General features: G+C 64.4%; 30 protein-coding genes and 1 pseudogene. 20 read left to right on the forward strand and 11 right to left on the reverse strand.

All coding sequences use genetic code 11. From position 1 onward, the window contains the following. Positions 1 to 9: 9 nt before the first annotated feature. From PMM47T1_RS10230 to PMM47T1_RS30085, 5 genes are all read right to left on the reverse strand, one after another. Positions 10 to 429 (reverse strand): ExbD/TolR family protein, encoded by a 420-nt coding sequence (locus PMM47T1_RS10230; RefSeq protein ID WP_008368354.1) that lies wholly within the window; start codon positions 427 to 429, stop codon positions 10 to 12. Continuing rightward, the gene (locus tag PMM47T1_RS10235; RefSeq protein ID WP_008368355.1) at positions 429 to 1,160 is read right to left on the reverse strand and encodes a MotA/TolQ/ExbB proton channel family protein; all 732 of its coding nucleotides are present in this window, start codon (positions 1,158 to 1,160) and stop codon (positions 429 to 431) included. The genes PMM47T1_RS10230 and PMM47T1_RS10235 overlap by 1 nt, the downstream gene beginning before the upstream one ends. A 94-nt stretch (positions 1,161 to 1,254) precedes the next feature. After that, on the reverse strand, positions 1,255 to 1,950 hold the full coding sequence (locus PMM47T1_RS10240; protein WP_008368356.1) for an energy transducer TonB: 696 nt from the start codon (positions 1,948 to 1,950) through the stop codon (positions 1,255 to 1,257). Positions 1,951 to 2,123: 173 nt separating this feature from the next. Then, positions 2,124 to 2,807 (reverse strand): deoxyribose-phosphate aldolase, encoded by a 684-nt coding sequence (gene deoC / locus PMM47T1_RS10245; protein WP_008368357.1) that lies wholly within the window; start codon positions 2,805 to 2,807, stop codon positions 2,124 to 2,126. A 225-nt stretch (positions 2,808 to 3,032) separates the two neighbouring features. After that, positions 3,033 to 3,173 (reverse strand): hypothetical protein, encoded by a 141-nt coding sequence (locus PMM47T1_RS30085; protein WP_008368358.1) that lies wholly within the window; start codon positions 3,171 to 3,173, stop codon positions 3,033 to 3,035. 207 nt (positions 3,174 to 3,380) lie between these two features. On the opposite strand from PMM47T1_RS30085, the gene PMM47T1_RS10250 reads away from it, so the two are divergent. The 5 genes from PMM47T1_RS10250 to PMM47T1_RS10270 all read left to right on the forward strand — a co-directional run bounded on the left by PMM47T1_RS10250 (position 3,381) and on the right by PMM47T1_RS10270 (position 5,555). Further along, entirely contained in the window at positions 3,381 to 3,701 is a 321-nt protein-coding gene (locus PMM47T1_RS10250; RefSeq protein WP_008368359.1) for a YXWGXW repeat-containing protein, read from the forward strand. A gap of 77 nt (positions 3,702 to 3,778) precedes the next feature. Further along, positions 3,779 to 4,357, forward strand: coding sequence for an RNA polymerase sigma factor (locus PMM47T1_RS10255; RefSeq protein ID WP_043300909.1), 579 nt, complete (start codon positions 3,779 to 3,781; stop codon positions 4,355 to 4,357). Then, a complete protein-coding gene (locus PMM47T1_RS10260) occupies positions 4,354 to 4,788 on the forward strand; it encodes a hypothetical protein (protein ID WP_008368361.1) in 435 nt (144 codons plus the stop codon). The genes PMM47T1_RS10255 and PMM47T1_RS10260 overlap by 4 nt, the downstream gene beginning before the upstream one ends. Continuing rightward, positions 4,785 to 5,261 (forward strand): periplasmic heavy metal sensor, encoded by a 477-nt coding sequence (locus PMM47T1_RS10265; protein ID WP_008368362.1) that lies wholly within the window; start codon positions 4,785 to 4,787, stop codon positions 5,259 to 5,261. Before PMM47T1_RS10260 ends, PMM47T1_RS10265 begins: the two co-directional genes overlap by 4 nt. 84 nt (positions 5,262 to 5,345) lie before the next feature. Next, positions 5,346 to 5,555 carry a YXWGXW repeat-containing protein gene (locus tag PMM47T1_RS10270; protein WP_008368363.1) on the forward strand — a complete coding sequence of 70 codons (210 nt, stop codon included), beginning with the start codon at positions 5,346 to 5,348 and terminating at the stop codon, positions 5,553 to 5,555. Between the two features lie 41 nt (positions 5,556 to 5,596). Here PMM47T1_RS10270 and PMM47T1_RS10275 read toward each other — a convergent pair whose 3' ends face one another. Next, positions 5,597 to 6,871 (reverse strand): MFS transporter, encoded by a 1,275-nt coding sequence (locus tag PMM47T1_RS10275; RefSeq protein ID WP_008368364.1) that lies wholly within the window; start codon positions 6,869 to 6,871, stop codon positions 5,597 to 5,599. 570 nt (positions 6,872 to 7,441) lie between these two features. Between PMM47T1_RS10275 and PMM47T1_RS10280 the strand changes: the two genes are divergently transcribed. After that, a complete protein-coding gene (locus PMM47T1_RS10280; protein WP_008368365.1) occupies positions 7,442 to 7,735 on the forward strand; it encodes a hypothetical protein in 294 nt (97 codons plus the stop codon). A 92-nt stretch (positions 7,736 to 7,827) separates the two neighbouring features. Here the strand turns inward: PMM47T1_RS10280 and PMM47T1_RS10285 are convergent, their stop codons facing one another. Beyond that, complete coding sequence (locus PMM47T1_RS10285) at positions 7,828 to 8,766, reverse strand: LysR family transcriptional regulator (RefSeq protein ID WP_008368366.1); 939 nt, start codon at positions 8,764 to 8,766, stop codon at positions 7,828 to 7,830. A 98-nt stretch (positions 8,767 to 8,864) separates the two neighbouring features. Here PMM47T1_RS10285 and PMM47T1_RS10290 point away from each other — a divergent pair, with 98 nt between their 5' ends. The 9 genes from PMM47T1_RS10290 to PMM47T1_RS30325 all read left to right on the forward strand — a co-directional run bounded on the left by PMM47T1_RS10290 (position 8,865) and on the right by PMM47T1_RS30325 (position 17,864). Next, positions 8,865 to 9,605 carry an SDR family oxidoreductase gene (locus tag PMM47T1_RS10290; RefSeq protein ID WP_008368367.1) on the forward strand — a complete coding sequence of 247 codons (741 nt, stop codon included), beginning with the start codon at positions 8,865 to 8,867 and terminating at the stop codon, positions 9,603 to 9,605. A 75-nt stretch (positions 9,606 to 9,680) separates the two neighbouring features. Next, a complete protein-coding gene (locus tag PMM47T1_RS10295; protein WP_008368369.1) occupies positions 9,681 to 10,529 on the forward strand; it encodes an ureidoglycolate lyase in 849 nt (282 codons plus the stop codon). 75 nt (positions 10,530 to 10,604) lie between these two features. Beyond that, positions 10,605 to 11,579 (forward strand): D-erythronate dehydrogenase, encoded by a 975-nt coding sequence (denD, locus tag PMM47T1_RS10300; RefSeq protein ID WP_008368371.1) that lies wholly within the window; start codon positions 10,605 to 10,607, stop codon positions 11,577 to 11,579. Between the two features lie 51 nt (positions 11,580 to 11,630). Continuing rightward, positions 11,631 to 12,989 (forward strand): MFS transporter, encoded by a 1,359-nt coding sequence (locus PMM47T1_RS10305; protein WP_008368373.1) that lies wholly within the window; start codon positions 11,631 to 11,633, stop codon positions 12,987 to 12,989. Continuing rightward, complete coding sequence (locus tag PMM47T1_RS10310) at positions 12,986 to 13,870, forward strand: NAD(P)-dependent oxidoreductase (protein WP_008368374.1); 885 nt, start codon at positions 12,986 to 12,988, stop codon at positions 13,868 to 13,870. Before PMM47T1_RS10305 ends, PMM47T1_RS10310 begins: the two co-directional genes overlap by 4 nt. Positions 13,871 to 13,886: 16 nt before the next feature. After that, positions 13,887 to 15,671, forward strand: a complete 1,785-nt coding sequence (locus tag PMM47T1_RS10315; protein WP_008368375.1) for an IlvD/Edd family dehydratase — start codon at positions 13,887 to 13,889, stop codon at positions 15,669 to 15,671. Positions 15,672 to 15,686: 15 nt separating this feature from the next. Then, positions 15,687 to 16,856, forward strand: coding sequence for a fumarylacetoacetate hydrolase family protein (locus tag PMM47T1_RS10320; RefSeq protein WP_008368376.1), 1,170 nt, complete (start codon positions 15,687 to 15,689; stop codon positions 16,854 to 16,856). Positions 16,857 to 17,056: 200 nt separating this feature from the next. Further along, entirely contained in the window at positions 17,057 to 17,464 is a 408-nt protein-coding gene (locus tag PMM47T1_RS10325; RefSeq protein WP_043300910.1) for an NUDIX hydrolase, read from the forward strand. Positions 17,465 to 17,684: 220 nt separating this feature from the next. After that, a complete protein-coding gene (locus tag PMM47T1_RS30325; protein WP_238536613.1) occupies positions 17,685 to 17,864 on the forward strand; it encodes a hypothetical protein in 180 nt (59 codons plus the stop codon). Here the strand turns inward: PMM47T1_RS30325 and PMM47T1_RS29025 are convergent. Next, positions 17,811 to 18,032: pseudogene (locus tag PMM47T1_RS29025) on the reverse strand (SDR family NAD(P)-dependent oxidoreductase); the annotation flags it as partial. The gene PMM47T1_RS30325 and the pseudogene PMM47T1_RS29025 overlap by 54 nt on opposite strands. 342 nt (positions 18,033 to 18,374) lie before the next feature. Here PMM47T1_RS29025 and dusA point away from each other — a divergent pair. After that, positions 18,375 to 19,385 carry a tRNA dihydrouridine(20/20a) synthase DusA gene (dusA, locus tag PMM47T1_RS10330; RefSeq protein ID WP_008368378.1) on the forward strand — a complete coding sequence of 337 codons (1,011 nt, stop codon included), beginning with the start codon at positions 18,375 to 18,377 and terminating at the stop codon, positions 19,383 to 19,385. Between the two features lie 273 nt (positions 19,386 to 19,658). After that, on the forward strand, positions 19,659 to 20,585 hold the full coding sequence (tal, locus tag PMM47T1_RS10335; RefSeq protein WP_008368379.1) for a transaldolase: 927 nt from the start codon (positions 19,659 to 19,661) through the stop codon (positions 20,583 to 20,585). Between the two features lie 77 nt (positions 20,586 to 20,662). Here tal and rssC read toward each other — a convergent pair whose 3' ends face one another. Beyond that, entirely contained in the window at positions 20,663 to 21,145 is a 483-nt protein-coding gene (gene rssC / locus PMM47T1_RS10340; RefSeq protein WP_008368380.1) for an anti-sigma factor antagonist RssC, read from the reverse strand. Continuing rightward, positions 21,142 to 22,326 carry a two-component system response regulator RssB gene (gene rssB, locus PMM47T1_RS10345; RefSeq protein WP_008368381.1) on the reverse strand — a complete coding sequence of 395 codons (1,185 nt, stop codon included), beginning with the start codon at positions 22,324 to 22,326 and terminating at the stop codon, positions 21,142 to 21,144. Before rssB ends, rssC begins: the two co-directional genes overlap by 4 nt. A gap of 268 nt (positions 22,327 to 22,594) precedes the next feature. Between rssB and PMM47T1_RS10350 the strand changes: the two genes are divergently transcribed. After that, positions 22,595 to 22,894 (forward strand): PilZ domain-containing protein, encoded by a 300-nt coding sequence (locus PMM47T1_RS10350; protein WP_008368382.1) that lies wholly within the window; start codon positions 22,595 to 22,597, stop codon positions 22,892 to 22,894. 58 nt (positions 22,895 to 22,952) lie between these two features. Here PMM47T1_RS10350 and PMM47T1_RS10355 read toward each other — a convergent pair whose 3' ends face one another. Further along, a complete protein-coding gene (locus tag PMM47T1_RS10355) occupies positions 22,953 to 23,654 on the reverse strand; it encodes an MlaA family lipoprotein (RefSeq protein ID WP_008368383.1) in 702 nt (233 codons plus the stop codon). 192 nt (positions 23,655 to 23,846) lie between these two features. On the opposite strand from PMM47T1_RS10355, the gene PMM47T1_RS10360 reads away from it, so the two are divergent. Further along, a complete protein-coding gene (locus PMM47T1_RS10360) occupies positions 23,847 to 24,434 on the forward strand; it encodes a phosphonoacetaldehyde phosphohydrolase-related protein (protein ID WP_008368385.1) in 588 nt (195 codons plus the stop codon). Between the two features lie 122 nt (positions 24,435 to 24,556). Next, positions 24,557 to 24,820 (forward strand): DUF4404 family protein, encoded by a 264-nt coding sequence (locus PMM47T1_RS10365; protein WP_008368386.1) that lies wholly within the window; start codon positions 24,557 to 24,559, stop codon positions 24,818 to 24,820. Positions 24,821 to 24,859 lie beyond the last annotated feature (39 nt).

The following is a 24,859-nucleotide window of genomic DNA, read 5'->3' on the forward strand; positions in this document are numbered from 1 at the left end:
ACCGATGGGTTAAGGGGTGGCGGCTTGGGTGACGAAGCCGATTTTTTCCAGGCCGCCCGCTTGCGCGGCAGCCATTACCTGCACGACCTTTTCATAGGGCGTGCTGCGCTGGGCGCGCAGATGCAGTTCGGGCACCGGTTGGCGTGTCGCGGCCTCGGCGATCAGCGCCGGCAGCTCGCTGTCGGCAATGTCGCGGTCGTCCCAGTGCAGGTGGCCGCTGTCGTCCAGGGCCAGGTCTACCGCCAACGGCGGTTTGTTGTCCTGTTGGGCGGCGGCATGGGGCAAGTCGATCTTCACGCTGTGCTGGATGGCCGGCACGGTGATGATGAAAATCACCAGCAGCACCAGCATCACGTCCACCAGCGGCGTGGTGTTGATCTCCGGGTTAAAGCTGTCGTCGTCCAGTTCGTCCTGCAGTCCACCGGCCATCACGCGTACTCCGCACGGGCCTGGGCCGTGGCGGCACGCAGCGGCGCCTGGCCCATGGGCGCGGCGCGGGCGCCGATCACCAGCAGGTCATGCAACTCGAAGGCGAACTTGCCCAGTTGGGCCAGCGTCTGCTTATTGGTGCGCACCAGCAGGTTGTAGGCCAATGTGGCGGGGATGGCCACGGCCAGGCCCAGGGCGGTCATGATCAAGGTTTCACCCACGGGGCCGGCCACCTTGTCGATGCTGGCGTCTCCCGTGAGGCCGATTTTCATCAGCGCGTGGTAGATGCCCCACACCGTGCCCAGCAAGCCCACAAAGGGGGCGCTGGAACCGACGGTGGCGAGTATCGCCATGCCACCTTGCAAGCGGGCGCCCACTACCAGGGTGGCCTGGCGCAAGGCGCGGCTCAGCCACTCGCTGAACGGCGGTGGGTTCATGCCGCTGTCCAGCGCCTCGCGGTGCTGGCTGGCGGCGCTGACGCCGGCGTGGGTCAGGGCTGAATAGGAAGGCTCGGCATTCAGCTGGCGCAGGCCGTCGTTGAGTGTGGGCGCGGCCCAGAAGGCAGCCAGCAGGCGCGGTGTGCGCAGGCGGGACACCGCCAGGCGGATGAGCTTGTCGGCAATCACGTACCAGGACGCCAGTGACATGACCAGCAGCATCAATGCCACGCCGCGGGTCACCGCATCGGCTTGCCCCCACAGCATGTCCAGGCCCAGAGAAGTGTTTTGCATGGTGTCGCCTCCAGTTCAACAATCAAAAAACGCACCCGAGCGCCGTCCTGGCAGGACCGCCAACAGGGTGAATTCAGGGTTAAGGGGGGTGCGATCAGCTGTCGAGCTGGAACCGCAGCGGTACAATCACGTACACCGGCAGGGCATGCCCGCCTTCGCGATAGGGTTTGAACAGGGCCGCACGCGCCGCCGCCCTGCCCGCCTCGTCGAGGCTGCTGAAACCGGAAGAACGCAGCACGTCGACCTGGCCGGGCTTGCCGCTTTCGTCCACCAGCACACGCAACACCACGGTACCTTCGTTGCCGTCTTCACGGTCACGGTCGGGGTATTGCGGGTCGGGGGCGCGCAGGTATTCAACACCGTGGGTGATGGTTTTCGGTGGTGGTGGCGGCGCCGGGGTGGCGGCCACAACGGGTGCGGCAGCAGGCGTTGCCACCGCTGGGCTGGCGGCCGCAGGTGCGGGCACCGCAGGCGCCGCTGCCACGTGGCGCGGCGCGGGGGCCTTGCTCACCGGCTTGACCACGGGGCGTGCCACAGGGTGTACAACCGGTGGCACAGGCGGCGTCGGTTCGGCCGGTGGCTGCGGGGCCACGGCAGGGGCCGGTTCGTTGATCACCGAGGCATAGATAGTACGCGGCTGGCTGACCGTCAAGGGGGTTGGCGCCTGGCGGAGAAACCCGTTCAGGGCCAGTACATGCACGGCCACCACGGCCGCCACCTTCAGGGCACGCGCGGGAGCCTTAGACGTGGCGGCTGGCAACGGTATTGAGGTACTCAAAGCGGCTTGCATCTAAATGACTCCCCGCCTGGCGATTGCCAGGGACTACTGTCCATTCATCCTGCAACAGACCTGCAGGCTTGACGCCTCGCGGCGTTCTGTTCGTGGGGCCAGATAGTAGGAACGGTAGATGACAAGGGGATTACCGAAGCACAGTAATTGGTAATGTTTCGCTTAAATACCCCTCAGTAGCCCCTTTCGCTGCCTATGATGCCAGTGACAATGGCCACCCCGGCGCTGCATCCCAGGCGGGTGGCGCCTGCCTCGATCATGGCCACTGCCGTGGCGGTATCACGCACGCCGCCCGAGGCCTTGACGCCGATGCCCGGGCCAACGATGCGGCGCATCAACGCAACGTCGGCGACGGTGGCGCCGCCGCTGCTGAAACCGGTGGAGGTCTTGACGAAGGCCACGCCCAGGTCACGGCAGATTTCGCAGGCGCGGATTTTCTGAATGTCGTCAAGCAGGCACGTTTCCAGGATGACCTTCAACGGCACGCTGCCGCAGGCGTGCAGCACCTGGGCGATGTCCTCGCGCACGTGGTCGAACAGGCCTTCCTTGAGCCAGCCGATGTTGAGCACCATGTCGATCTCGGTGGCGCCCGCGGCAATCGCGCATTCGGCTTCGAAGGCCTTGGCCTGGCTGACGCAAGCACCCAGCGGGAAGCCCACCACAGCGCAGACCTTGACCGCACTGCCGCGCAGGCGCTGGGCGGCCGAATACACCTGGGCGGAGTTCACGCACACCGAATAAAAGCCGTGCTGGCGCGCCTCCTGGCATAACACAGTGACTTGCGCACTGGCGGCATCGGCAGCCAACAGGGTGTGGTCGATCATGGCCGCCAAGGCGGCGGCATCAGGTTTGCTCATCACGGTTGCTCCTGCAGGTGGTTAGCGTGCTGAGCAAAACCTAACACACTTGTAACCTGGCATGCCCCCCGGGCTGCCGCCAGGCTGCGAAGGCGCGCACAGCGTGCCCGCGATCAGCATGACACCGCCAAAGGCCGTGCCATCCTTTTCACAGCTGGCGGCAACGCCTGCGTCACCCACCTCTGACAAGGCGGTTGCAGTTGCCGGAGGCTGGCGCATTATTGGTCAGGCGAGGTTGGCGGCGGCTGATGGCTGTTCAATGGCGCCGTAACGCCAGCAGCAATGGCGATGGCCCGGGACGAATACGCAACCGCTCACGCTGGAAAGCATGATGACGGCCAACAGCAATGCAAGGCGACGGGTCATGATGGTGATCCTCTGGTTTCAATCAACAGGCCGGACAACACCCATGGCTGCACAATGCGCCGCGGGCTGACGGTTACTGTTTTGAACGCTGGCCGACGGGGAAATCCGTCGCGGAAAAAAATTTCATTTTGCCGCGACGGATTACGCCAACCCTGCCGTTAAACCCAACAGCAGCGTTCACCGTCGAACGCACCTGAAGGAGTTGTCATGAGACTTGCCCGGCCTCTGGCCAAACTGCGCTACGCCCTGATCATCCCGGTTGCCCTGGCTTCGCTGATGAGCGTGCCGGCGTTTGCCGAACCTGAGATCATCATTCGCCAGGCCCCACCACCGCCACGGGCCGAGATGATGCCGCGTGAACGCCCTGGCTACGCCTGGGACCAGGGCCACTGGCGCTGGGCTGGCAATCAGTACGAATGGGTACCGGGCCATTGGCAACCCGTGATGCGCGGCGGCCACTGGATACCGGGGCATTGGGCGCAACGCGGCCCGGGCTGGCGCTGGATGGACGGCCACTGGGCTCGCTGAGCCATGCGTGCCCAGGCGTGCCTGCGCCTGGGCGTTGCCTGACCTGATGCCCTGCCACCGGACCGAGACACGCCATATTGAAAGAACCTGACCCGGACGTGGAGTTGCTGGCCCGCATCGGCAACAACGAACCGGCGGCCGTCAAAGCGATGGTGTCGCGCAAGCTGCCTCGGCTGCTGGCGCTTGCCAGTCGGCTATTGGGTGATGCCGAGGAAGCCCGCGACGTGGCCCAGGAAAGCTTCCTGCGTATCTGGAATCAGGCCGCCAACTGGCGCGCCGGCCAGGCACGGTTCGACACCTGGCTGCACCGGGTGGCATTGAACCTGTGCTACGACCGCCTGCGCCGGCGCCGCGAGCAGCCGCTGGATGATGAGGCCCTGGTGGAGGCTGTAGACCCGGCCGGTACACCCGAAGAACAGCTGCACGCAGCGGCCCAGAGCGAACGCATGGCCGCGGCCCTGGCAGCCTTGCCGGAACGCCAGCGCGAGGCGATCGTGCTGCAGTATTACCAGGAACTGTCGAACATCGAGGCAGCGGCGCTTATGGACATCAGCGTCGAGGCGCTGGAAAGCCTGCTCTCGCGAGCCAGGCGCAACCTGCGCGACTACCTTGCCGAACCATCCGGCGATGCCGGCCTAGGAAGGGGAAAACGATGACGCCCGAACGTTTTGATCATCTGGCCGACGCCTATGGCGCCGACGTGCGCCGCTGGCCGGCGCAGGAACAGGCGGCGGCGCGTGCACTGCTCGACAGCGGTGACGTTCAGGCCCACGCCGCCCTGGCCCAGGCCAGCTGGCTGGATGGCATGCTCGACAGCCACCGGTTGGCGGCGGTGGACCCGGCCCTCGCGCGGCACATCGCGGCCTGCGCGCCGCTTCCCTCGCGGCCGTCGTTCTGGCAGGGCCACCGCGCCTGGTGGTCACGCCTGGGGCTGGTGGGCGTGGGCCTGGCGGGCATCGCCGCCGGCATGCTGGCCGCCTCCCTGAGCCTGCCGCTGGGCAACGGCGCCGAAGCGCTGCCGAGCATTTTCGATCAAAACGATGCCGAGATCGTCTACTCCATCAGCGCCGAGGACAGCGAACAATGAGTGAACCGCGCATACCCTTGAAGACCTTGCTGACCGCGTCGCTGGTACTCAACATCTTCCTCATCGGCGGCGTTGCCGGTGGGCTGTATCAATGGCTGTCACACCCCACGCCCAAGGTGGGCGCGGTGGTGCAGCACGGCCTGCGCCAGGTCATGGTGCAACTGCCGGTGCAACGCCGCCATGAATTGCGCCGAATGCTGCGCGAGACCCGCGACCAAAGCCAGCCGCTGATACTCGCCGGCCGCCAGGCGCGCCAGGACGTGATGCAGCAACTGCGCGCCCCGGCCCTGGACCGCGACGCCCTGGTGGCCGACCTGGGCCGCGCCCGCGACGCCGACCTGGCCCTGCGCGCGCGAGTGGAAACCAGCCTGGCCGACTTCGCCGCCACCCTGCCCATGGACGAACGCGAGCAGCTGGCGCGCTCCATGTACTTGCGCGGCCAGGGTAAAAACCAGGCCAATAAACAACCCTGAAGCGACGGATTTTTCTGCCAGGCGCGTTAAACCTTGCAAGCCCGCCACTCAAGGCGAGGCTGTTGTTCACGCAAGGAACCGTCCATGTTCAAGACTGTAAAGACTGCACTGATCGCCACCCTGGTGGCGACATCGCTGTCGGGTTGTATCGTTGAACCGGTCCACCCGCGCCGCCCACCACCGCCGGTTGAAGTGGTACCGGTCATGCCCGCACCGGGGTACCACTGGGTGCAAGGCCATTACCGCTGGGGCCCAGGCCGTTGGGTGTGGGTGCCGGGGCATTGGCGGTACTGATCCAAACCCGCCCACGCCTAGCCGCAGCCTGGCGGCAGCGGCTAGGCGTGGCTAGCCGCCAGCGCCGGTTGCTCGTTCACCTTGGCCGCAGGCTCTTTGAGCAACAGGAAATACGCCAGCGCCGAACACGTCGCTACCACCGCGCTGATCACGAACGCCGACGAGAACGAGCCGCTCTGCTGCACGCTGAAACCGGTGAGGATCGGCGCAATGGAACCGGCCAGGTAGCCGCCGAAATTCTGGATCGAACCAAACGACGCCACCCGTTCCGACGGCACGATGGTGTTGACGATCATCCACGCCGTGGCGCTGGACATGTTGATGAAGAACAGCGCCGCGCACAGCAATGCCACGCAGCTCACCACGTTGGCGACGAAGGCGACGATCAGGGTAAACAGGGCGCCGCCCAATAGCCCGGTGATGATCACCACCTTGCGGCTGGCCAGCACTTTCATGCCACGCGCTACCAGCCTGTCGCAGGCCTTGCCCGCCACCACGGTGCCGGCCGCGCCGAACAGGTACGCCAGCGACACCACCCAGGCCGTGCTGTAGAGGTCCAGGCCGTGCTGCTTCTCGAAATAGCCCGGCATCCAGGTCAGGTGCAGCCAGATCATGTAAATCACGCCCATGAAACCGAGAAACGCACCCCAGGTGTTGCGGTCGCGCAGCAACGCCGACCAGCGCAGCTTCGGTGCCGGCTTCGACACGCGGGGCTGCGGCTCGGTGCGCCCGGTCTCGGCCAAGTACTGGGCCTTGCTCTTGTAAAAGGCCAGCCAGCACGCGGCCAGCACCAGACCGAGGATGCCGGTGAGCACAAACATGCCGCGCCAGCCCAGGTGCACCATGAACAGCGTCAACAACGGTGGCGCCAGGCACGGTCCGATGCAGGTCGCCGACCACACCCAGCCGGTGGCGGTGCCGCGTTCCTGAGTGTCGAACCACTCCGACAACGCCTTGGCCGCCGAGGGAAACACCGGCGCCTCGCCAATGCCCAGCAGCACGCGCATACCCAACAAGTGGCCAAAGCCGCTGAACAAGCCGAATGCCGCCTGGGCCAGCGACCAGACAATCAGCGAACCGCCCAGCGCCAGCTTGCTGCCCAGCCGGTCGATCAACGCGCCCATGGGCAGTTGCGAAAAAGCATAGGCCAGGGAAAACGCCGACAGCAAAAAGCCCATCTGGGTAGGGCTGATGCTCAGGTCATGCTGGATGGACGTATTGGCAATCGACAGTGCGCTGCGGTCCAGGTAGTTGACCACGCCGATCATGAACAGGAAAACGATGGTGAGGGTCTTGAAGCTTTTTATTGTTTTCATGACACGCCTCTTTGAGCGGTAGACGCCGCCCGCAAACGCGGGGGCGTGGATGCACTCTAGTGGCGGTGTCCGGCTTTGCCCAATGACAACATTCCATTGGGCGATAACCACGGGTTATCGGCGGATTGTTTAGACCGGTGCGGAGCAAGTGCAAGCAATGCTGGACGCATCGGCATGAACCGTGTGGGAACATGAGTGCAACCCGCGAAGGCGTAGTTGCGGCTAACGAAGCGCGCGATTTACGCCCCACCACAAAAACCAAGGCAAGCACATGCAACCCACCCCCAAATCCCCACCCCACCTTGCACCTCAGCCCACACATCGCTAACCTGCCCACCGTTGCAGCACCTCTGCGACCGGGTTTGGCGACCCGTCTGTTTTTTCAGCGCACCAGCGCAGCACGACCATCGTGGGCTCTCTCTTGCCTGCGGTGCGCGTCATGGCAGCTGTGCGCGGGAGACCTTCGGGTCTGCCGGGATTGAGAAAACACCGGTTCGCCAACCTGCGTACAGCTGCCACCCATCGTTTGGCGACGATGAGGGCAGCTCTGTTTTCTCAATGGAGTTACCTATGTCGTATATACCTTTACCCCACTCCCCCGCCGTATTCCTCGATACCCAAGCCCCCCTCGACACCCTCTACGCCCTGGCCATGCACCGCATCGGCACTGCCCGCGAACTGATGCAAAGCCTGAGCAGCCTGACCCTGAGCAACAGTGATGATCAGGATCTGAAGGCGGTGGTGAATACGGCGAATTTGTTGCTGGAGGAAGGGTGTGCGGTGCTTGAGGTGGTGGAGGCGCGGGGGGCTTTTTTGCGGGGTGGCGCGCGTGATGGCAACCAGGTGCTAGCCGATGATTTTTGATTGTTCTTGAGATCGAGCGCCGCCCGCGCGGCGCGCGATTTACGCGGCGCTGCAAAACCCAAGGCAAGCACCCACCCACCACACAGCCACCCTCAAGCCAACCCCCTGACAGCCCCCAACAACTGCTCAGCAAACGCCTGCGCCGCCCACCCCGGCGCTTCGTTGCGCCGGGTGATGACGCCGTAGTCATCCAGCACCAACGGAAACGGCAAGTTCAGCCGCACCAGCCGCCCCGCCTTGATATCCGGCTCTACCATGGACTCCGCCAGCATCGCCAGCATCGGCGCCGTCTGCAGCAGTTGCAGGGTGGTCTGCATGGAGATGGTCTCCACCGTGTTGCCCGGCGACGCCATGCCCGCTTCGGCAAACGCACGCTCAAGGCGCGCGCGCATGGGCGTCCCGGCGGGGTAGACGATCCACGGCCAGTTGCCCAGTTCGGCCAGCGGCAGGTCGCTGGTGTGGGCCAGCGGGTGCTGGCTGCCCGCGACCAGGCACAGCGGCTCGGGGGCCAGGGCGCGGAAGTCGAAGAGCTGACGGTGGCGGTCGAGGGTGAAGCGGGCGATGACCAGGTCCAGTTGTTTGTGCTCCAGCAGGCTGAGCAGGTTGGCGCTGGTGCCTTCCAGCACGTCCAGGGTCAGCAGCGGCCAGCGCTGTTTGATGCCGACGATGGCCTGGGGCAAGGCCTGGGAGGTGGGGGCGAAGATGGTGCCGATTTTCAACAGCCCGTGACCGCCTTCGCGCAGGTCGTTGACCTGGCCCACGAAGTGGCGAGCATCGTTCAGGGCTATTTGCGCGTAGCGCGCTACGTGCACGCCCAGGTCCGTGGGCACCAAGCTGCGGGGCAGGCGCTGGAACAGGTCAAAGCCGAGCATCTTCTCGGCCTCGCGCAGCATCTTGCTGACGGCCGGCTGGCTGATGCTCATCTGCTCGGCGGTGGCGTGCATGTTACGCGTGCGCGCCAGGGTGTCGATCAGCACCAAGTGGCGGAAGCGCAGCCAGTTGCACAGTTGGTTGAATGAAACGTCCGCCATCCGATAACCCCCGGTTATTGAACCTTGAGAATATCTCATTAGCGATTATCAGCAAGACGTTCTAGTGTTGATCCACAATAACAACAGGATGACCCGCCATGACCGTCACCGGAAAACGCGTTCTCATCACCGCCGCTGCCCAAGGCATCGGGCGTGCTTCAGTACTGGCTTTCCAGCAGGCCGGTTTCCAGGTGATTGCCACCGACTTGCACATCGACAGCCTGCGCGACCTGCCGGGCGTTCAGGCAATTGCCCTGGACGTGACCCAACCCGCAGCCATCCAGGCCGTGGCCGAGCAGGTGGGCACCCTCGACGCGCTGTTCAACTGCGCCGGCTACGTGCACAGCGGCAGCTTGCTGGACTGCGACGAGCAGGCCTGGCAGTTCTCCTTCGACCTCAACGTCACCGCCATGTACCGCATGATCCGCGCCTTTCTGCCGGGCATGCTCGCGGCCGGTGGCGGCAGCATCGTCAACATGGCTTCGGTGGCCTCCAGCGTCAAAGGCGTGCCCAACCGTCTGGCCTATTCGGCGAGTAAGGCGGCGGTGATTGGCCTGACCAAGTCGGTGGCCACCGACTACGTGGCCAAGGGCATCCGCTGCAACGCCATTTGCCCCGGCACCGTCGACTCCCCTTCCCTGCGCCAGCGCATCGCCGAACAGGCTCGGGCCGAACACCGTACCGAAGCCGAGGTGTATCAGGCTTTTGTGGCGCGCCAGCCCATGGGCCGCCTGGGCACCCCCGAGGAAATCGCTGGCCTGGCGGTTTACCTGGGCAGTGATGCCAGCGCCTATACCACCGGTGTGGCGCACGTGATCGACGGCGGCATGAGCAACTAGGCTTGGTTTGAAAGTGGGCGCTGGCTTCCCAGTTTTCACACTGCCTTCCAATTCCCCTGAATCAGGAATCTCTTCATGAAACTGCTGCGCTACGGCCCCCAGGGCCAGGAAAAACCCGGCCTGTTGGATGACCAAGGGCAGATCCGCGACCTCAGCGGGCATGTGCACGACATCGCTGGCGCTACCCTGGACGCCGCAGGGCTGGCCAAGCTTGCCAGCCTCGACGCCCGCAGCCTGCCTGCGGTGCCCGGCAGCCCGCGTATCGGCCCGTGTGTGGGCCAGGTAGGCAAGTTCATCTGCATTGGCCTGAACTACGCCGACCACGCCGCCGAATCGAACATGGCGGTGCCCAGCGAGCCGGTGATTTTCAACAAATGGACCAGCGCCATCTGCGGCCCCAATGACAACGTGCAAATCCCTCGCGACTCGAAGAAGACAGACTGGGAAGTGGAACTGGGCGTGGTGATCGGCAAGGGCGGCCGCTACATCAGCGAAGCCAATGCCATGGACCATGTGGCCGGCTACTGCGTGATCAACGACGTGTCGGAACGCGAATGGCAGTTGGAACGCGGAGGCACCTGGGACAAGGGCAAGGGCTTCGACACCTTCGGCCCCATTGGCCCCTGGCTGGTGACCCGGGACGAGATTGCCGACCCGCATCAGTTGGACCTGTGGCTGGAAGTGGACGGCCATCGCTACCAGAACGGCAACACGCGCACGCTGGTATTCCAGATTCCGGCACTGATCGCCTACCTGAGCCGCTGCATGTCGCTGCAACCGGGCGACGTCATTTCCACCGGCACACCGCCGGGGGTGGGCCTGGGGGTGAAACCCAACCCGGTGTTCCTGCGCCCGGGCCAGGAAATGCGCCTGGGTATTGCCGGGCTGGGTGAACAGCGCCAGCGCACCGTGCAGGCTGATTGATCCAATTGCATCCCTTGTGAGAGCTGGCTTGCCACCTCTCGCAATCGGTCGCCACATAACAACAAGGAAAACATCATGCGTATTCTGATCACCGGTGGTACCGGTTTCATCGGCAAGCAACTGGCCCAGCGCCTGCTGGACATGGGCAGCCTCACCCTGCAGGGCCAGGCTGCCCAGGCCATCGAGCGCATCGTGCTATTCGATGCCTTTGCCGGCGAAGGCGTGCCCAGCGACTCGCGCATCGAGGTCATCACCGGCGATGTCAGCGATGCCGCCACCCTGGCGAGGGTCACCGACGGCGTAGACCTGGTGTGGCACCTGGCAGCGGTGGTCAGCAGCGCCGCCGAGGCCGATTTCGACCTGGGCATGCAGGTCAACCTGCACGGCCTCATGACCCTGCTGGAAACCCTGCGCCAGCAAGGCCGCCAACCCCGGGTGGTGTACGCCAGCGGCTTCGCGGTGTTCGGCGGCACGCTGCCGGCGGTGGTGGATGACGACACCGCGCTGACCCCGTCCTCCTCCTACGGTATGCAGAAAGCCGTGGGCGAATTGCTGGTGGCGGACTATGCGCGCAAGGGCTTCATCGACGGCCGCGTGCTGCGCCTGCCCACCATCGCGGTGCGCCCCGGCAAGCCGAACAAGGCGGCGTCGACCTTCTTCAGCTCCATCATCCGCGAACCGCTGGTGGGCCTGCCCGCCGTGTGCCCAGTACACCCCGACACCCAGGTGTACCTGAGCTCGCCGCGCCGGGCGGTGGAGTCAATGTTGCTGGGCATGACCCTGGCCCCGGAAACCCTGGGCAGCCGCCGGGTGATCCCCCTGCCCGGCCTGACCACCACCGTGGCCGACATGGTCGCCGCCCTGGAGCGGGTGGCCGGCCCCGACGCCGTGAAGCTGATTCGCTGGGAGCCCGACGCCACCATCCAGCGCATCGTCGAGAGCTGGCCCAGCCGCGTCGAAGCCCCCTATGCCGGTGGCCTGGGCTTTACCGCCGACGCAGATTTCGACACCATCGTCCAGGCACACATCGAGGACACCGCGCCCCGTTGATGCAACGCTTGCACACGCCCCCACAACAATAACAAGGCGAGGCCACGCGACATGAGCACACCCGATCCAGCCATCCTGGACATTGAAAAACAGACCATCAGCCGCGTGACCAAACGCCTGGTGCCCTTCCTGATCCTGCTGTTTGTGGTGGCCTTCCTGGACCGCACCAACGTCGGCTTCGCGGCACTGAGAATGAACGAAGACATCGGCATCAACCAGACCATCTATGGCCTGGGTGCCGGCATCTTCTTCCTGGGTTACTTCATCTTCGAGGTGCCCAGCAACATCATGCTGCACCGCTTCGGCGCGCGGGTGTGGATCGCCCGCATCATGGTGACCTGGGGCCTCATTGCCGCGGCCATGGGCTTGCTGCAGACCGCCGGGCACTTCATTACCCTGCGGGTACTGCTGGGCATCGCCGAGGCCGGCTTCTTCCCCGGCGTGATCTACCTGCTGTCACTGTGGTTCCCCAGCCGCTACCGGGCGCGGATGATCGCCACCTTCTACCTGGGCGTGCCCATTGCCCAGGTCATCGGCGCGCCGCTGTCGGTGGGCCTGATGCAGCTGGGTGACAGCGTGGGCGTGGTGGGCTGGCGGCTGATGTACATGGCCGAAGGCATCCCGGCGATCCTGCTGGGCGTGGTGTGCTTCTTCTACCTCACCGACCGCCCCGCCGACGCCCACTGGCTGACCCCGCAACAACGCACTTGGCTGATGGACACCCTGGCGCGCGAGGAGCGTGAAAAGCCGCTGGCGGCAGGCACCGAACTGAGCAAGGGGCAAATGATTCGCCAGGCCCTGGGCAACCGCCAGGTGTGGCTGCTGGCCCTGGTGTATTTCGGCATAACGTCGGGCTCCAACGCCATGAACTTCTTCCTGCCCAGCGTGCTGCAATCCTTCCGCGCCTCGTTCGGCCTGGAGCTGGGCCTGATGCAGAACGGCCTGATCACCGCCATTCCCTACGCCTTGGCCGCCGTGGCGATGATTATCTGGAGCCGACGCTCCGACCGCCTGCAAGAGCGCCACTGGCATGCCGGCGGCGCCGCCCTGCTGGCCTCGGTGTCCATTGCCCTGGCGCTGTTGATCAACCAGCCGTGGATCATCGTCATCGGCTTCGTACTGCTGGCCATCGGCGTGTACAGCGCCATCAACGTGTTCTGGGCCGTGCCGGGCCAGGTACTGACCGGGGTGGGTGCCGCTGCCGGCATCGGCCTGATCAACTCCATCGGCAACCTCAGTGGCTTTTCCGGGCCGTACATCACCGGCGTGCTCTACACCACCACCGGGAGCTACACCCCAGGCTTCCTGGTGATCGCCGCCCTGGTAGGCGCGGCCGGCATCGGCATGATGCTGATGCCCCGCCACCCTGCCCCGGCTGCCACCCGCCCTTTGCTTGGAGACAAGGCATGAGCCATCCCACCCTCGCTTTCATCGGCACCGGCATCATGGGCGCGCCCATGGTTCGCTGCCTGCTGCGTGAAGGCTTCGCCGTGCGCGCCTGGAACCGCTCGCAGGCCAAGGCCACCGCCCTGGCTGCCGACGGCGCCCAGGTCGCGGGCAGCGCCCACGCTGCCGCCACCGGCGCCAACCTGTTGATCTGCATGCTCAGCGATGGCCCCACCTGTACCGAAGTGCTGTTTGGTGAACACGGCGCGGCCCTGGCCCTGCGCCCAGGTGCGCTGGTAATTGTCATGAGTTCGATCCCCGTGGACGTGGCCACCGATCACGCTCGCCGCTGTGCCGAATTGGGCTTGGGCTACCTGGATGCGCCCGTGTCGGGCGGCGAGCGCGGTGCCCGCGAGGGCAGCCTGGCGATCATGGTGGGCGGCACGCCTGAAGCCTTCGAGCAAGGCCGCGTGGCCCTGGCCGCCATGGGCCGCCCGGTACTGGTGGGCCCGGCCGGCAGTGGCGAGTTGGCCAAGCTGGTCAACCAGTTGATCGTCGCCAGCACTATTGCCACTGTGGCCGAGGGCTTGCTGCTGGCCGAGCGCGGCGGCGCCGACCCGGCCAAGGTGCACGAAGCGCTGATGGGCGGCTTTGTCGATTCGCCCATCTGGCGCCAGCACGGCCAACGCATGATCGACGACCAGTTCACCCCCGGCGGCCCGGCGAAATGGCAGCTCAAGGACACCCGCACGGCCCTCGCCCATGCCCATAGCCTGGGCCTGAGCCTGCCGGTGGGCACCTTGGTGGATGGCCTGTTCAGCGCCCTGGTGGACGCCGGCGACGGCGACCTCGACCACGCCGCGCTGATTCGCCAACTGCGCCGCCACAACCGACTGCCCGAATGACACCCCGGAGCCTGCCATGAACCACACCCCACCCCGTCGTCTGCGCAGCCAACTGTGGTTTGACGACCCGGCTCACGCCGACCTCACCGCGCTGTACACCGAGCGCTACATGAACCAGGGCCTGACCCGCGCCGAACTGCAATCGGGGCGGCCGATCATCGGCATCGCCCAGACCGGCAGCGACCTGACGCCCTGTAACCGCCACCACATCGAGTTGGCCAAGCGGGTGAAAGACGGCATCCGCGATGCCGGCGGCATTCCCATGGAATTCCCCGTGCACCCCATTGCCGAGCAGTCGCGCCGCCCCACTGCGGCGCTGGACCGCAACCTGGCTTACCTGGGCCTGGTGGAAGTGCTGCACGGCTACCCGCTGGACGGCGTGGTGCTGACCACCGGTTGCGACAAGACCACCCCGGCCTGCCTGATGGCCGCCGCCACCACCGACCTGCCGTCCATTGTGCTGTCGGGCGGGCCCATGCTCGATGGCTGGCACAAGGGCCAATTGATTGGCTCCGGCACGGTGCTATGGCATGCGCGCAACCTGCTGGCCGCCGGTGATATCGACTACGAAGGCTTCATGGAAATGACCACCGCCGCCTCGCCGTCCATTGGCCACTGCAACACCATGGGCACGGCATTATCGATGAACGCCCTGGCCGAAGCCCTGGGCATGTCACTGCCCGGCTGCGCGAGCATCCCGGCGCCCTACCGCGAGCGTGGGCAGATGGCCTACGCCACAGGCCTGCGCATCGTCGACCTGGTGCGCGAAGACGTGCGCCCCTCGCAGATCATGACCCACGCCGCCTTCGAGAACGCCATTGCCGTGGCCTCGGCCCTGGGCGCGTCCACTAACTGCCCGCCGCACCTGATCGCCATTGCCCGGCACAGTGGCATCGACCTGAGCCTGGATGACTGGCAGCGCGTTGGCGAAGATGTGCCCCTGCTGGTGAACTGCATGCCGGCCGGCGAGTACCTGGGCGAAGGCTTCCACCGCGCCGGCGGCGTGCCGGCGGTGATGCACGAACTGGACAAGGTCGGCCGCCTGCACCGCGAGTGCCGCAGCGTCGAGGGGCGCAACATGGGTGAGATCGTGGCCGCGGCGCAGACGGTGGACCGCAAGGTGATCCGCAGTTGCGAAGACCCACTCAAGCACCGCGCCGGTTTCATTGTGCTCAGCGGCAATTTCTTCGACAGCGCCATCATGAAGATGTCGGTGGTGGGCGAAGCGTTTCGCAGCACCTACCTCAGCGACCCGGCGCAGCCCAATTGCTTCGAGGCGCGCGCCATTGTGTTTGACGGCCCGGAAGACTACCAGGCACGCATCAACGACCCGAGCCTGGACATCGACGAGCGCTGCATCCTGGTGATTCGCGGCTGCGGCACCGTGGGCTACCCCGGCAGCGCCGAGGTAGTGAACATGGCGCCGCCGGCGGCGTTGATCAAGCGTGGCATCGACTCGTTGCCGTGCCTGGGTGATGGCCGCCAGAGCGGCACGTCGGCCAGCCCGTCAATTCTCAACATGTCCCCGGAAGCCGCCGTGGGCGGTGGCCTGTCGTTGCTGCGCACCGGCGACCGGCTGCGCGTGGACCTCAACAGCCGCAGCGTCAACCTGCTGGTGGACGATGCCACGCTGGACGCCCGGCGCCTGGAAGCGCCATTGGCCATCCCGGCCTCGCAAACGCCGTGGCAAGAGCTGTACCGGCAGCTGGTGGGCCAGCTGTCCACCGGTGGTTGCCTGGAGCCGGCGACGCTGTACTGGCGGGTAATCCCGGAAAACGGCGCGCCGCGCCACTCTCACTGATTGCGAGGACTGGCCATGCAACTGACGATCGAAAACTCCCTGCCTAGCGACTGGCAGCGCGCCACCCTGATTGGCCGGGTATGGCGCCCCGGCAACCTTGCAGGCCCCGCCGTGGTGGTGATCCGCGACGGCCAGGTGCTGGACATCACGGACCGGTTTGCCACGGTGAGCGAGTTGCTCAACCGCCCCGACCCGCTGGCCGCGTTGAGTGATATCAACGCCAGCAGCCTGTGCAGCGTGCAGGCCCTACTGGCCAACAGCGGCGGCGAACGTGACGACAACAAACCCTGCCTGCTGGCGCCCATCGACCTGCAAGTGATCAAGGCGGCCGGCGTGACCTTCGCGGCCAGCATGATCGAACGGGTCATCGAAGAGAAGGCCGCCGGTGACGCCAGCCAGGCCGAGCGCATCCGCGCCCTGGTGCACGAGGTGATCGGCGATAACCTGCGCGACCTGCAACCCGGCTCGCCCCAGGCCATGCGCCTGAAACAGGTGTTGATTGAGCAACGCATGTGGTCGCAGTACCTGGAAGTGGGCATCGGCCCCGACGCCGAGATATTCACCAAGGCGCCGGTGCTGGCGGCGGTGGGCAGCGGCAGCGCCGTGGGCGTGCACCCCGGTTCGCACTGGAACAACCCGGAGCCGGAGGTGGTGTTGGCGGTGGACAGCCACGGGCGCATCCATGGCGCCACCCTGGGCAACGACGTCAACCTGCGCGACTTCGAAGGCCGCAGTGCGCTGCTGCTGAGCAAGGCCAAGGACAATAACGCCTCCTGCGCCCTGGGGCCGTTCATCCGCCTGTTCGACCAGCACTTCAGCCTGGACGACGTACGCCGCTGCGAGGTGGCGCTGCGCGTAGAGGGCCAGGATGGCTACGTGCTGCAGGGCCACAGTTCGATGGCGCAGATCAGCCGCGACCCCGAAGACCTGGCCGGCCAGGCGCTGAACCTCAACCACCAGTACCCGGACGGCTTCGTGCTGTTCCTCGGCACCCTGTTCGCCCCCACCGACGACCGCGACCACCCGGGCCAGGGCTTCACCCACAAGGCCGACGACATGGTCAGCATCCACAGCCCGGCCCTGGGCGGCCTGCACAACCGCGTGACCGGCAGCGACCAGGCGCCGCCCTGGACCTTTGGCGTGGCGGCGCTGATGCGCAACCTGGCGCGGCGGGGGTATCTGTAGATCCAACAGGTGTCGCAGCAACCGTCCTGCGTCAGAAATCGGGGCTGCGGGGCGGCCATCCGTCGCCAGGCTGCGAATCTGCAGGTCCATGCTCATCCAGGCGGCGCTCCCTGGCGATCCCTGTGGTTGAACGCAGCACAATCCCTTATGCAGCGATGCCACTGCCTATACAGTGGCGCGACCCTTGACGAGGAACTGCCATGCTTTTCTCCGGTGCCAAGATCGCTTTACTGTGTGACGACCTGATACTGATCTACCAGCGCGACGACAAGCCCAACATCCCCTGGCCCGGCCTGTGGGACCTGCCCGGCGGCGGCCGCGAAGATGACGAAACGCCGCTGCAAACGGCCGTGCGTGAAACCTGGGAAGAGTTTGGCCTGACCCTGGACCCGGCATGGGTAGTATGGACGCGGGTGTATCCGGGGCAAGGCATGCAGGGGCTGGACACCTGGTTCTTCGTGGCCGAAGTGCCGCCGGGCACCTTTGATACAGTGGTGTTTGGCGATGAAGGGCAGCGCTGGCAGCTTTGCACGGTGGAGGCTTTTTTGGCAAGGACCGACGCCATTGACCGGCTGCAGGCGCGGTTGCGTGAATACTTGGCCGACTAGCGGCCCCGTACCGTGTAACCGCTGCCGCAGGCTGCGCGGGCCCTGCGCCTCGCTGGGGGGCTTTAGTGTACAAACCGGCCAGCGCAGCCTGGCGGCAGCGGCAGCGTGGCGGTTTACCCGCGCGTTGCGGGTTGTCAGTCGGCGTAGAAGACCAAGGCGCACAGTTCAATGCTGCGCCGGGGCGGCGCATCCGCGGGGGGTGAGCGTTGTGAATCTCCACGTGGGTCGACTGCAAAGTACCGCGACGACGCGGCTGACCATCGGGCGGATCGTAAGTGTAATTCACCGGCCGGACCACGGCGTTGCCGACATTGAAAATGGCCACGCGCAGACGGCCGAAGGCTTTGATGCGCCCCACAGCCTGGAGGATGTCGGCTTCGTTGCCGGCATCACCCGGTAGCGCCAATGCCGTGCCGCCTTGCTGTTCGATACTGCCGACCACTGCGTGAAGCTTGTCTGCGCTGCGGCCGCTGACCGTAACACGGTAGCCGCCTTGGGCGAATCGACGGGCCAGTGCGGCGCCCAGGCCAGCCAACCCGGGTCGGACGCCCCGAGGACGTAGCCGCAATGGCGGTGGAGTGGCTATAAAAAGACCTCAAGAACCTGGAAGACGAAGCCCACTATGTAGCGCTGGAAAACTCGAATGGGCCGTACCGAACTGGTCGTATTTGATTGCGGACCGAGTGCGTGGTGATTGCGTCCAGATCCTGGGGGGCTTCCACACAAGGCAGCGGCCTAGCTCTGAGTGGTGAGCGAGAGGCGGTAGCAAATCGAACAGCAAGTCGGGCTCCCCGTCCAGGGCGTAGCTGTTCTGGTAGAATGACGACCTGATCCGCCCATCCCCATGGGCCCCAGGCGGCAGGCCCCCCTCCACGCCCTGCCGCCACCCAGCCCAAAATGCCCGAGCAATATGTCGACCAATCCTGCTGCAATACCCACAACCACTGCCGCTGAACCGTCCCGTCGCTTCAGCGTTGCACCCATGATGGACTGGACTGACCGCCACTGCAGGTTCTTCCTGCGCCTGCTGTCCGCCAACGCCCTGCTTTACACCGAGATGGTCACCACCGGCGCGCTGCTCAACGGCGATGCCGCGCGGTTCCTGCGCCATGACGACACCGAGCACCCGTTGGCCCTGCAACTGGGCGGCAGCACACCAGCAGACTTGGCCGCCTGTTCGCGTCTGGCCCAGGAGGCCGGGTACGATGAGGTAAACCTGAACGTGGGCTGCCCCAGCGACCGTGTGCAGAACAACATGATCGGCGCCTGCCTGATGGGCCATCCGGTACTGGTGGCGGATTGCGTGAAGGCCATGCGTGATGCGGTGTCGATTCCGGTGACGGTGAAGCACCGCATTGGTATCAATGGCCGTGACAGCTATGCCGAGTTATGCGACTTCGTTGGCCAGGTACGCGACGCCGGGTGCCGCAGCTTTACCGTGCATGCGCGGATTGCGATTCTGGAAGGCCTGTCGCCCAAGGAGAACCGCGATATTCCGCCGCTTCGTTATGACGTGGCTGCGCAGTTGAAGGCCGATTTTCCGGACCTGGAGATTGTGCTCAACGGCGGCATCAAGACCATGGCCGAATGCCAGGCGCACCTGGGCACTTTCGATGGCGTGATGCTGGGCCGTGAGGCGTATCACAACCCTTATCTGCTGGCGACGGTGGACCAGGAGCTGTTTGGCAGCACGGCGCCGGTCATCAGCCGCGCGGAGGCACTGGCGCGTTTGCGGCCGTATATCGCTCGGCATATCGAGGACGGTGGGGCGATGCATCACATTACCCGGCATATTCTGGGGCTGGGCCAGGGTTTTGCGGGGGCGCGCAAGTTTCGGCAGATGCTGTCGGTGGACATCCACAAGAGCAAGGACCCGCTGGGCTTGCTGGACCAGGCCGGGCAGTTGCTGGAAGGCCGCTGACCCGGCGCTGCGGGGCGGCCATCCGCCGACAGGCTGCGAAAAGGTCCGCAGGACCTTGCGCGGCACGGCGATCGCAGGCCCGCGGTGCGGGCCTTCGCAGCCTGCGGCAGGTCCTACGGGGGCTCCTGCGCGAGGCGTACCGCGTTGCCACGGGAACCCTGTGGGGCTTTTCGGACTCCAACCATCAGTCTTTGAATACCCGATGGCCGCGGCGCTTGAGCGCTTGGCGGCGGTCGGGTAATGTCACTCAATCGCACAGGACAGAGCACGCTCATGACTTCCAAGCTGGAACAACTCAAGCAATTCACCACTGTGGTCGCCGACACCGGTGACATCGATGCGATTACCCGCCTCAAACCGGTGGACGCTACCACCAACCCGTCGCTGCTGCTCAAGGCTGCGTCCATGACCGGTTATGCCGAACTGCTGAACGACGCCGTGCGCGACGTGAAGGGCGATATCGGCCTGGCCTGCGACCGCTTCGCGGTGTCGGTGGGCAGCGGTATTCTCAAGGTGATCCCCGGCCGTATCTCCACCGAGGTGGATGCGCGCCTGTCATTCGACGAGCCCAAGCTGCTGGCCAAGGCCCATCAGCTGATCGACCTGTACGACAAGGCTGGCGTTGGTCGCGACCGCGTACTGATCAAGCTGGCATCCACCTGGGAAGGCATCCGTGCCGCCGAGAAACTGGAAAAGGAAGGCATCCAGACCAACCTCACCCTGCTGTTCTCCTTTGCCCAGGCCGCCGCCTGCGCGGACGCTGGCGTGTTTCTGATTTCGCCGTTCGTGGGCCGTATCTACGACTGGTACAAGAAGTCCACCGGCCAGGAATACACCGGTGCAGAAGATCCGGGCGTGCAGTCGGTGACCCGCATCTACAACTACTACAAGGCCAACGGCTACAACACCGTGGTGATGGGCGCCAGCTTCCGCAACATCAGCCAGATCGAAGAGCTGGCCGGTTGCGATCGCCTGACCATCAGCCCTGAGCTGCTGCAGAAGCTGTCGGATGACACCGGCACCCTGTCGCAGAAACTCAAGCCAGGCAATGCCGGCGAGCCGAAGCACCCGTTGACCGAAGCCCAGTTCCGCTGGGAGTCCAACGAGGACGCCATGGCCACCGAGAAGCTGGCCGAAGGTATTCGCCAGTTCGCGCGTGACCAGGAGAAGCTGGAAGCGCTGCTCAAGGCCAAGGTCTGATCACAGGCAGGCAATGAAAAAGGGCGACTCCATTGGAGTCGCCCTTTTTTGTGCCTGGCAGCAGCGGCTACAGGTGGTCAGGTGCGTTCGAGGGCATTGACCAGGTCGTGGAAGGCTTCGCGGTTGGAGTCGTTCAGGCCCATGAGGATCTTGTGCGCTTCCAGTACCTTGGTGCGCACGATGTCCTCGGACTGGTCCTGCGACGGCAGGTCGGTGAGGCACTCGGGGCACGGAATCGGCCGGCCGACGATGTTGAACACCTGATCGAAGCCCATCGATTGCAACAGGCGCGTGATGTCATCGTGGGTAGTGACCACGGTGGGCAACAATCCGACTTTCTGCCGCGACAGGATCGACAACTTGGCCAGCAGGCCCAGGGTCGTGCTGTCGATACTGCGCGTTTCAGTGAGATCGATAACGATCGCCGAAAAATTCAGGGCAGTGAAAATCCTTTCAATAGTCGCATCCAGCGCTGAACACAGGGTCAGGCGCACTTCACCGACAAACTTCAGCACGAAGGTGCCGTCCTGTTCGGCGAACTGGATTCTACCAGTACTCATTCTAGGTTCCTGCTTAGCACCATCAGGGCGATATCATCCGGCATCTCCCCAAGCGTGGCCAATCCAAACTTGCGCCGCAAGCCATCCAGGCCGCCGCCGACTTCCTTGACGATTTCCGGCAAGGCAGCCTCTTTATCTTTGAGTGTTTCACCGGGCAAAAGGTCCAGAATGCCATCAGAGAACAGCGTCAGGCTGAAACTCTCCGGCAATTCCAGCACGTGGTCGGTGTAGGTGGCTTCGTTGAACAACCCCACCGGCAACCCGCGCCCTTCCAGGTAACGCACCTGGCCCTGGCTGAAAAACACCGGCAGGGGCAAATGCCCGCCAATGCTGTAGGTCAGCAACCCCGTATGTTCGTCGATCACCCCACCCACCATGGTCACATGCTTGCCCAACTTGCAGTTGATCAACCCGCGATTGATATGGCCCAGCACTTCCGACGGCTTGAACTCCGGCAGGGTGCCATTGCGCTTGAATTCGAACATCAGGCGCGTGGTCATGAATTTCAACAGTACGGTGACGAAGGCTGACGAGGCACCGTGCCCGGAAACATCAGCCAGATAGAATGCCACTCTACGCTCATCAACGCGAAAACAGTCGACGAAATCACCGGAAAGGTAAAGCGAAGGGATGATCTGGTGCTCGAATTTGAAGCCGTCCACCACCCAGGGGCTCTCGGGCAGCATGTTCATCTGCACCTGGCGGCCAGCGTTCTGGTCTTCCTGAAGCAGGTGCAGGCTGGCTTCGAGCTCGCGGTTGGCGGTTTCGAGCTTTTCGCGGTAGCGCTGGTTTTCCTGCAGCAGCCACGCACGGTCAAGCGCCCGGCGCACCGAGTGTTCCAGCACGGCGAGGTCTTCGAGCGGCTTGATCAGGTAGTCAGCGGCGCCCAGGCGCAAGGCCTCGACGGCGTCATTCATGACCCCGGCGCCCGACAACACGATGACCGGCATGTCGGGTGCGCGTTCGGTGACCTGGCGAATCAACTCCAGGCCGCCAACTTGCGGCATGCGCAAGTCGCAGATCACGAGATCGGGCTTTTCCTGCTCGAATACCTGAAGGCCCTGAAGACCGTTACAGGCCTGCAGGACGCTGAAACCACTGTCTTCCAGGTAGGCGGCGAGACTCGCGCGCACTACGTCGTCATCATCGATTATCAGCAGCGTGGCACTGGTTTTCTGCATGTGGGCAAACGGCGCCAGAAATTGGTTGGCGTAAGGTACTCGGCCGGGCCTGAGCTCGCTTACTGGATTCACTTCTAGCCTCTCTTGGCCACCAACGCCAGTCAAATACCGGCGACGGTTACCCAGAGGTGCCCTCTAAGGCGCAGACGGTACTCCCATCCGCCGGGTGTTTCAAGCATGCGCCGATGGTCGCCTGATGTCTTTACAGCACAAATCACCGGGGGTTATAAAAACCTATTCGCAAGCAACCTAATGGAAGGATGCAGCCATGAGCCAGATCGACCGGGACTTCGCCGAAAAACGCGACTTTATCCGCATGACCGTCAACGCCAAGGTGTTTGTGCTGGTGGATGGCCAGCGGATCCTTGGCGTGTGCCGTGACCTGTCCAGTACCGGCATGCAGATAGAGGCGCGCAGCAGCGTGAGGGTCGGCGACATCATTGGCGTGCACTTGCCTTCGGAACATGCGGCCCTGCGCGACCTGGAAGCGCAGGTAGAGGTGGTGCGGGTTGAAGAACTGGGGGCGGGATTGCAGACGCTGGGGTTGACCATTCTGCAAATGAGTTGAAGTAGCGGTACAAAAAAAGGCGACCCCACTGGGTCGCCTTTTTTGTGCAGCGTGGCGATCAGAAATCGTCGACGACGTGACCATCCTTGACCTTGAACTCGCGCATTTGCAGGTAGGCGTTGCGAATGAAGATGTACTTGTCGCCGTTGATCATCTTCTCGGCCTGCAGCAACTGGGCGCGGGTATCGACCACGCTCAACGCGAACAGGCTGTTGCGCAGCGACATGTCGTCCATGTAGCGGTACGGCTGGGTGAAGCTGTCGGGGTACTTGGCGATACCGTCACGCACGGTGCTTGGGCCCAGCAGCGGCAGCATCACGTACGGGCCGCTCGGCACACCCCACTTGCCCAGGGTCAGGCCGAAGTCTTCGTCGTTGCGTTGCAGGCCCATGCGGGTACCCACGTCGACGAAGCCTGCCACGCCCAAGGTGGTGTTGAGCAACAGGCGCGCGGTGTCGACACCCGCTGCATGCGGCTTGGCCTGCAGCACGTCGTTGGCCAGGTTGCCAACGTCACCGATGTTGTTGAAGAAGTTGTGCACGCCATCCTGCATGAACTGCGGGGTGACCCACTGATAGCCTTGGGCGATCGGTTTGAGCGCGTAGGTATCAACGGTGTCGTTGAAGCGGAAAATGACGCGGTTGACCCCTTCCCATGGGTCTTCATCGGCAGCCTGAGCCATCACCGGAGCCATGACGACCCCTGCGATCAGGCAGGCCTTGGCCAGACGATCGATCATACCCGTCCCGATCAAGCGCATAGATGTTACTCCTTGGATTCGATTCGGCAGCCCGACGGCACCGTGACAAAAGTGACCCAGTATAAAGCTTCTGCACTGAATGCGTCAGTTTTGTCGCAAGCCATTACAGAAAGGCAAACGGCGGTCACTGTGCCTTCATACAACTGTCACGCAAGCAGCGTAGCCTTCTACGGTCAATACAGGGAAGCCGACATGCCTGACACCGCCCCCTGCGTGCCCTCCTTCACCGCCCTGCTCTTCGGCCTGAGCGGCTGCCTGGTGGATTTTGGCGCGCGCACCGAACCTGACGCAGGCCCGACTCCCGGCGCGCTGCAAGCATTGAAACGGCTGCACCACCAGGGCGTGCCCTGCGCCTGGCTCGACGAACTGGATGCCGCGCTGGCCGAACCCCTGGCCGCACCGCTACCGCGCTGGATCAAGCCGGTGGGCGCCACCGAGGGCAATCCCTGGCCGGCGCCGGATGCCTGCTGGCAGGCATTGATGGAGCTGAAGGTGTCACGCCTGGACGGTTGCGTGCTGGTGAGCGGCAACCCGCGCCTGTTGCAGTCGGGGCTCAATGCCGGGCTGTGGACGGTAGGCCTGGCTTCCTGCGGGCCACTGTGCGGCCTGTCCGCCAGTGAATGGCAAGACCTGGATAGCCGCGACCGCGACCTGCGCCGCGGCAAGGCCACCCTGCACCTGTTCGCCCTGGGCGTGCATTCGGTCATCGACCACCTGGAAGAACTGGACACCTGCCTGGCCGACATTGCCCTGCGCCGCTTCAAGGGTGAAAAACCCTGATACAGCCGCGTTGATCAGGATCATGCACGCAGCGCCGCAGTGGATTAATCTAAAGGCCAGCCATGGACCTTTGGCAACCCGCTGCGGTCAATGGCTGTGCCTATCATTGAAGGGAGATCGCCATGCCTGCCCGCGAACTGCAAGAGCAATTGAATACATTGCGCGAGCAATTGGAGCAGAACCCGCCGCTTTCGCAAGAAGAGCGTGACCACCTGCAAGACCTGATGACGCAAATCGACGCCGAGATCAAACTGGAAGCCGCTACCAACAACCCCAACCTGGCCGACGGCGTCAACCTGGCCGTGGAGCGCTTCGAAGTGGAGCACCCCGGCCTGGCCGGCACCCTGCGCAATATCGTCCAGACCCTGGGTGGCATGGGTATCTGATCAGAAAAGCACATCCTGTGTGGGAGCGGGCTCTGCCCG

The organism is Pseudomonas sp. M47T1, assembly GCF_000263855.1.
GTDB lineage: Bacteria > Pseudomonadota > Gammaproteobacteria > Pseudomonadales > Pseudomonadaceae > Aquipseudomonas.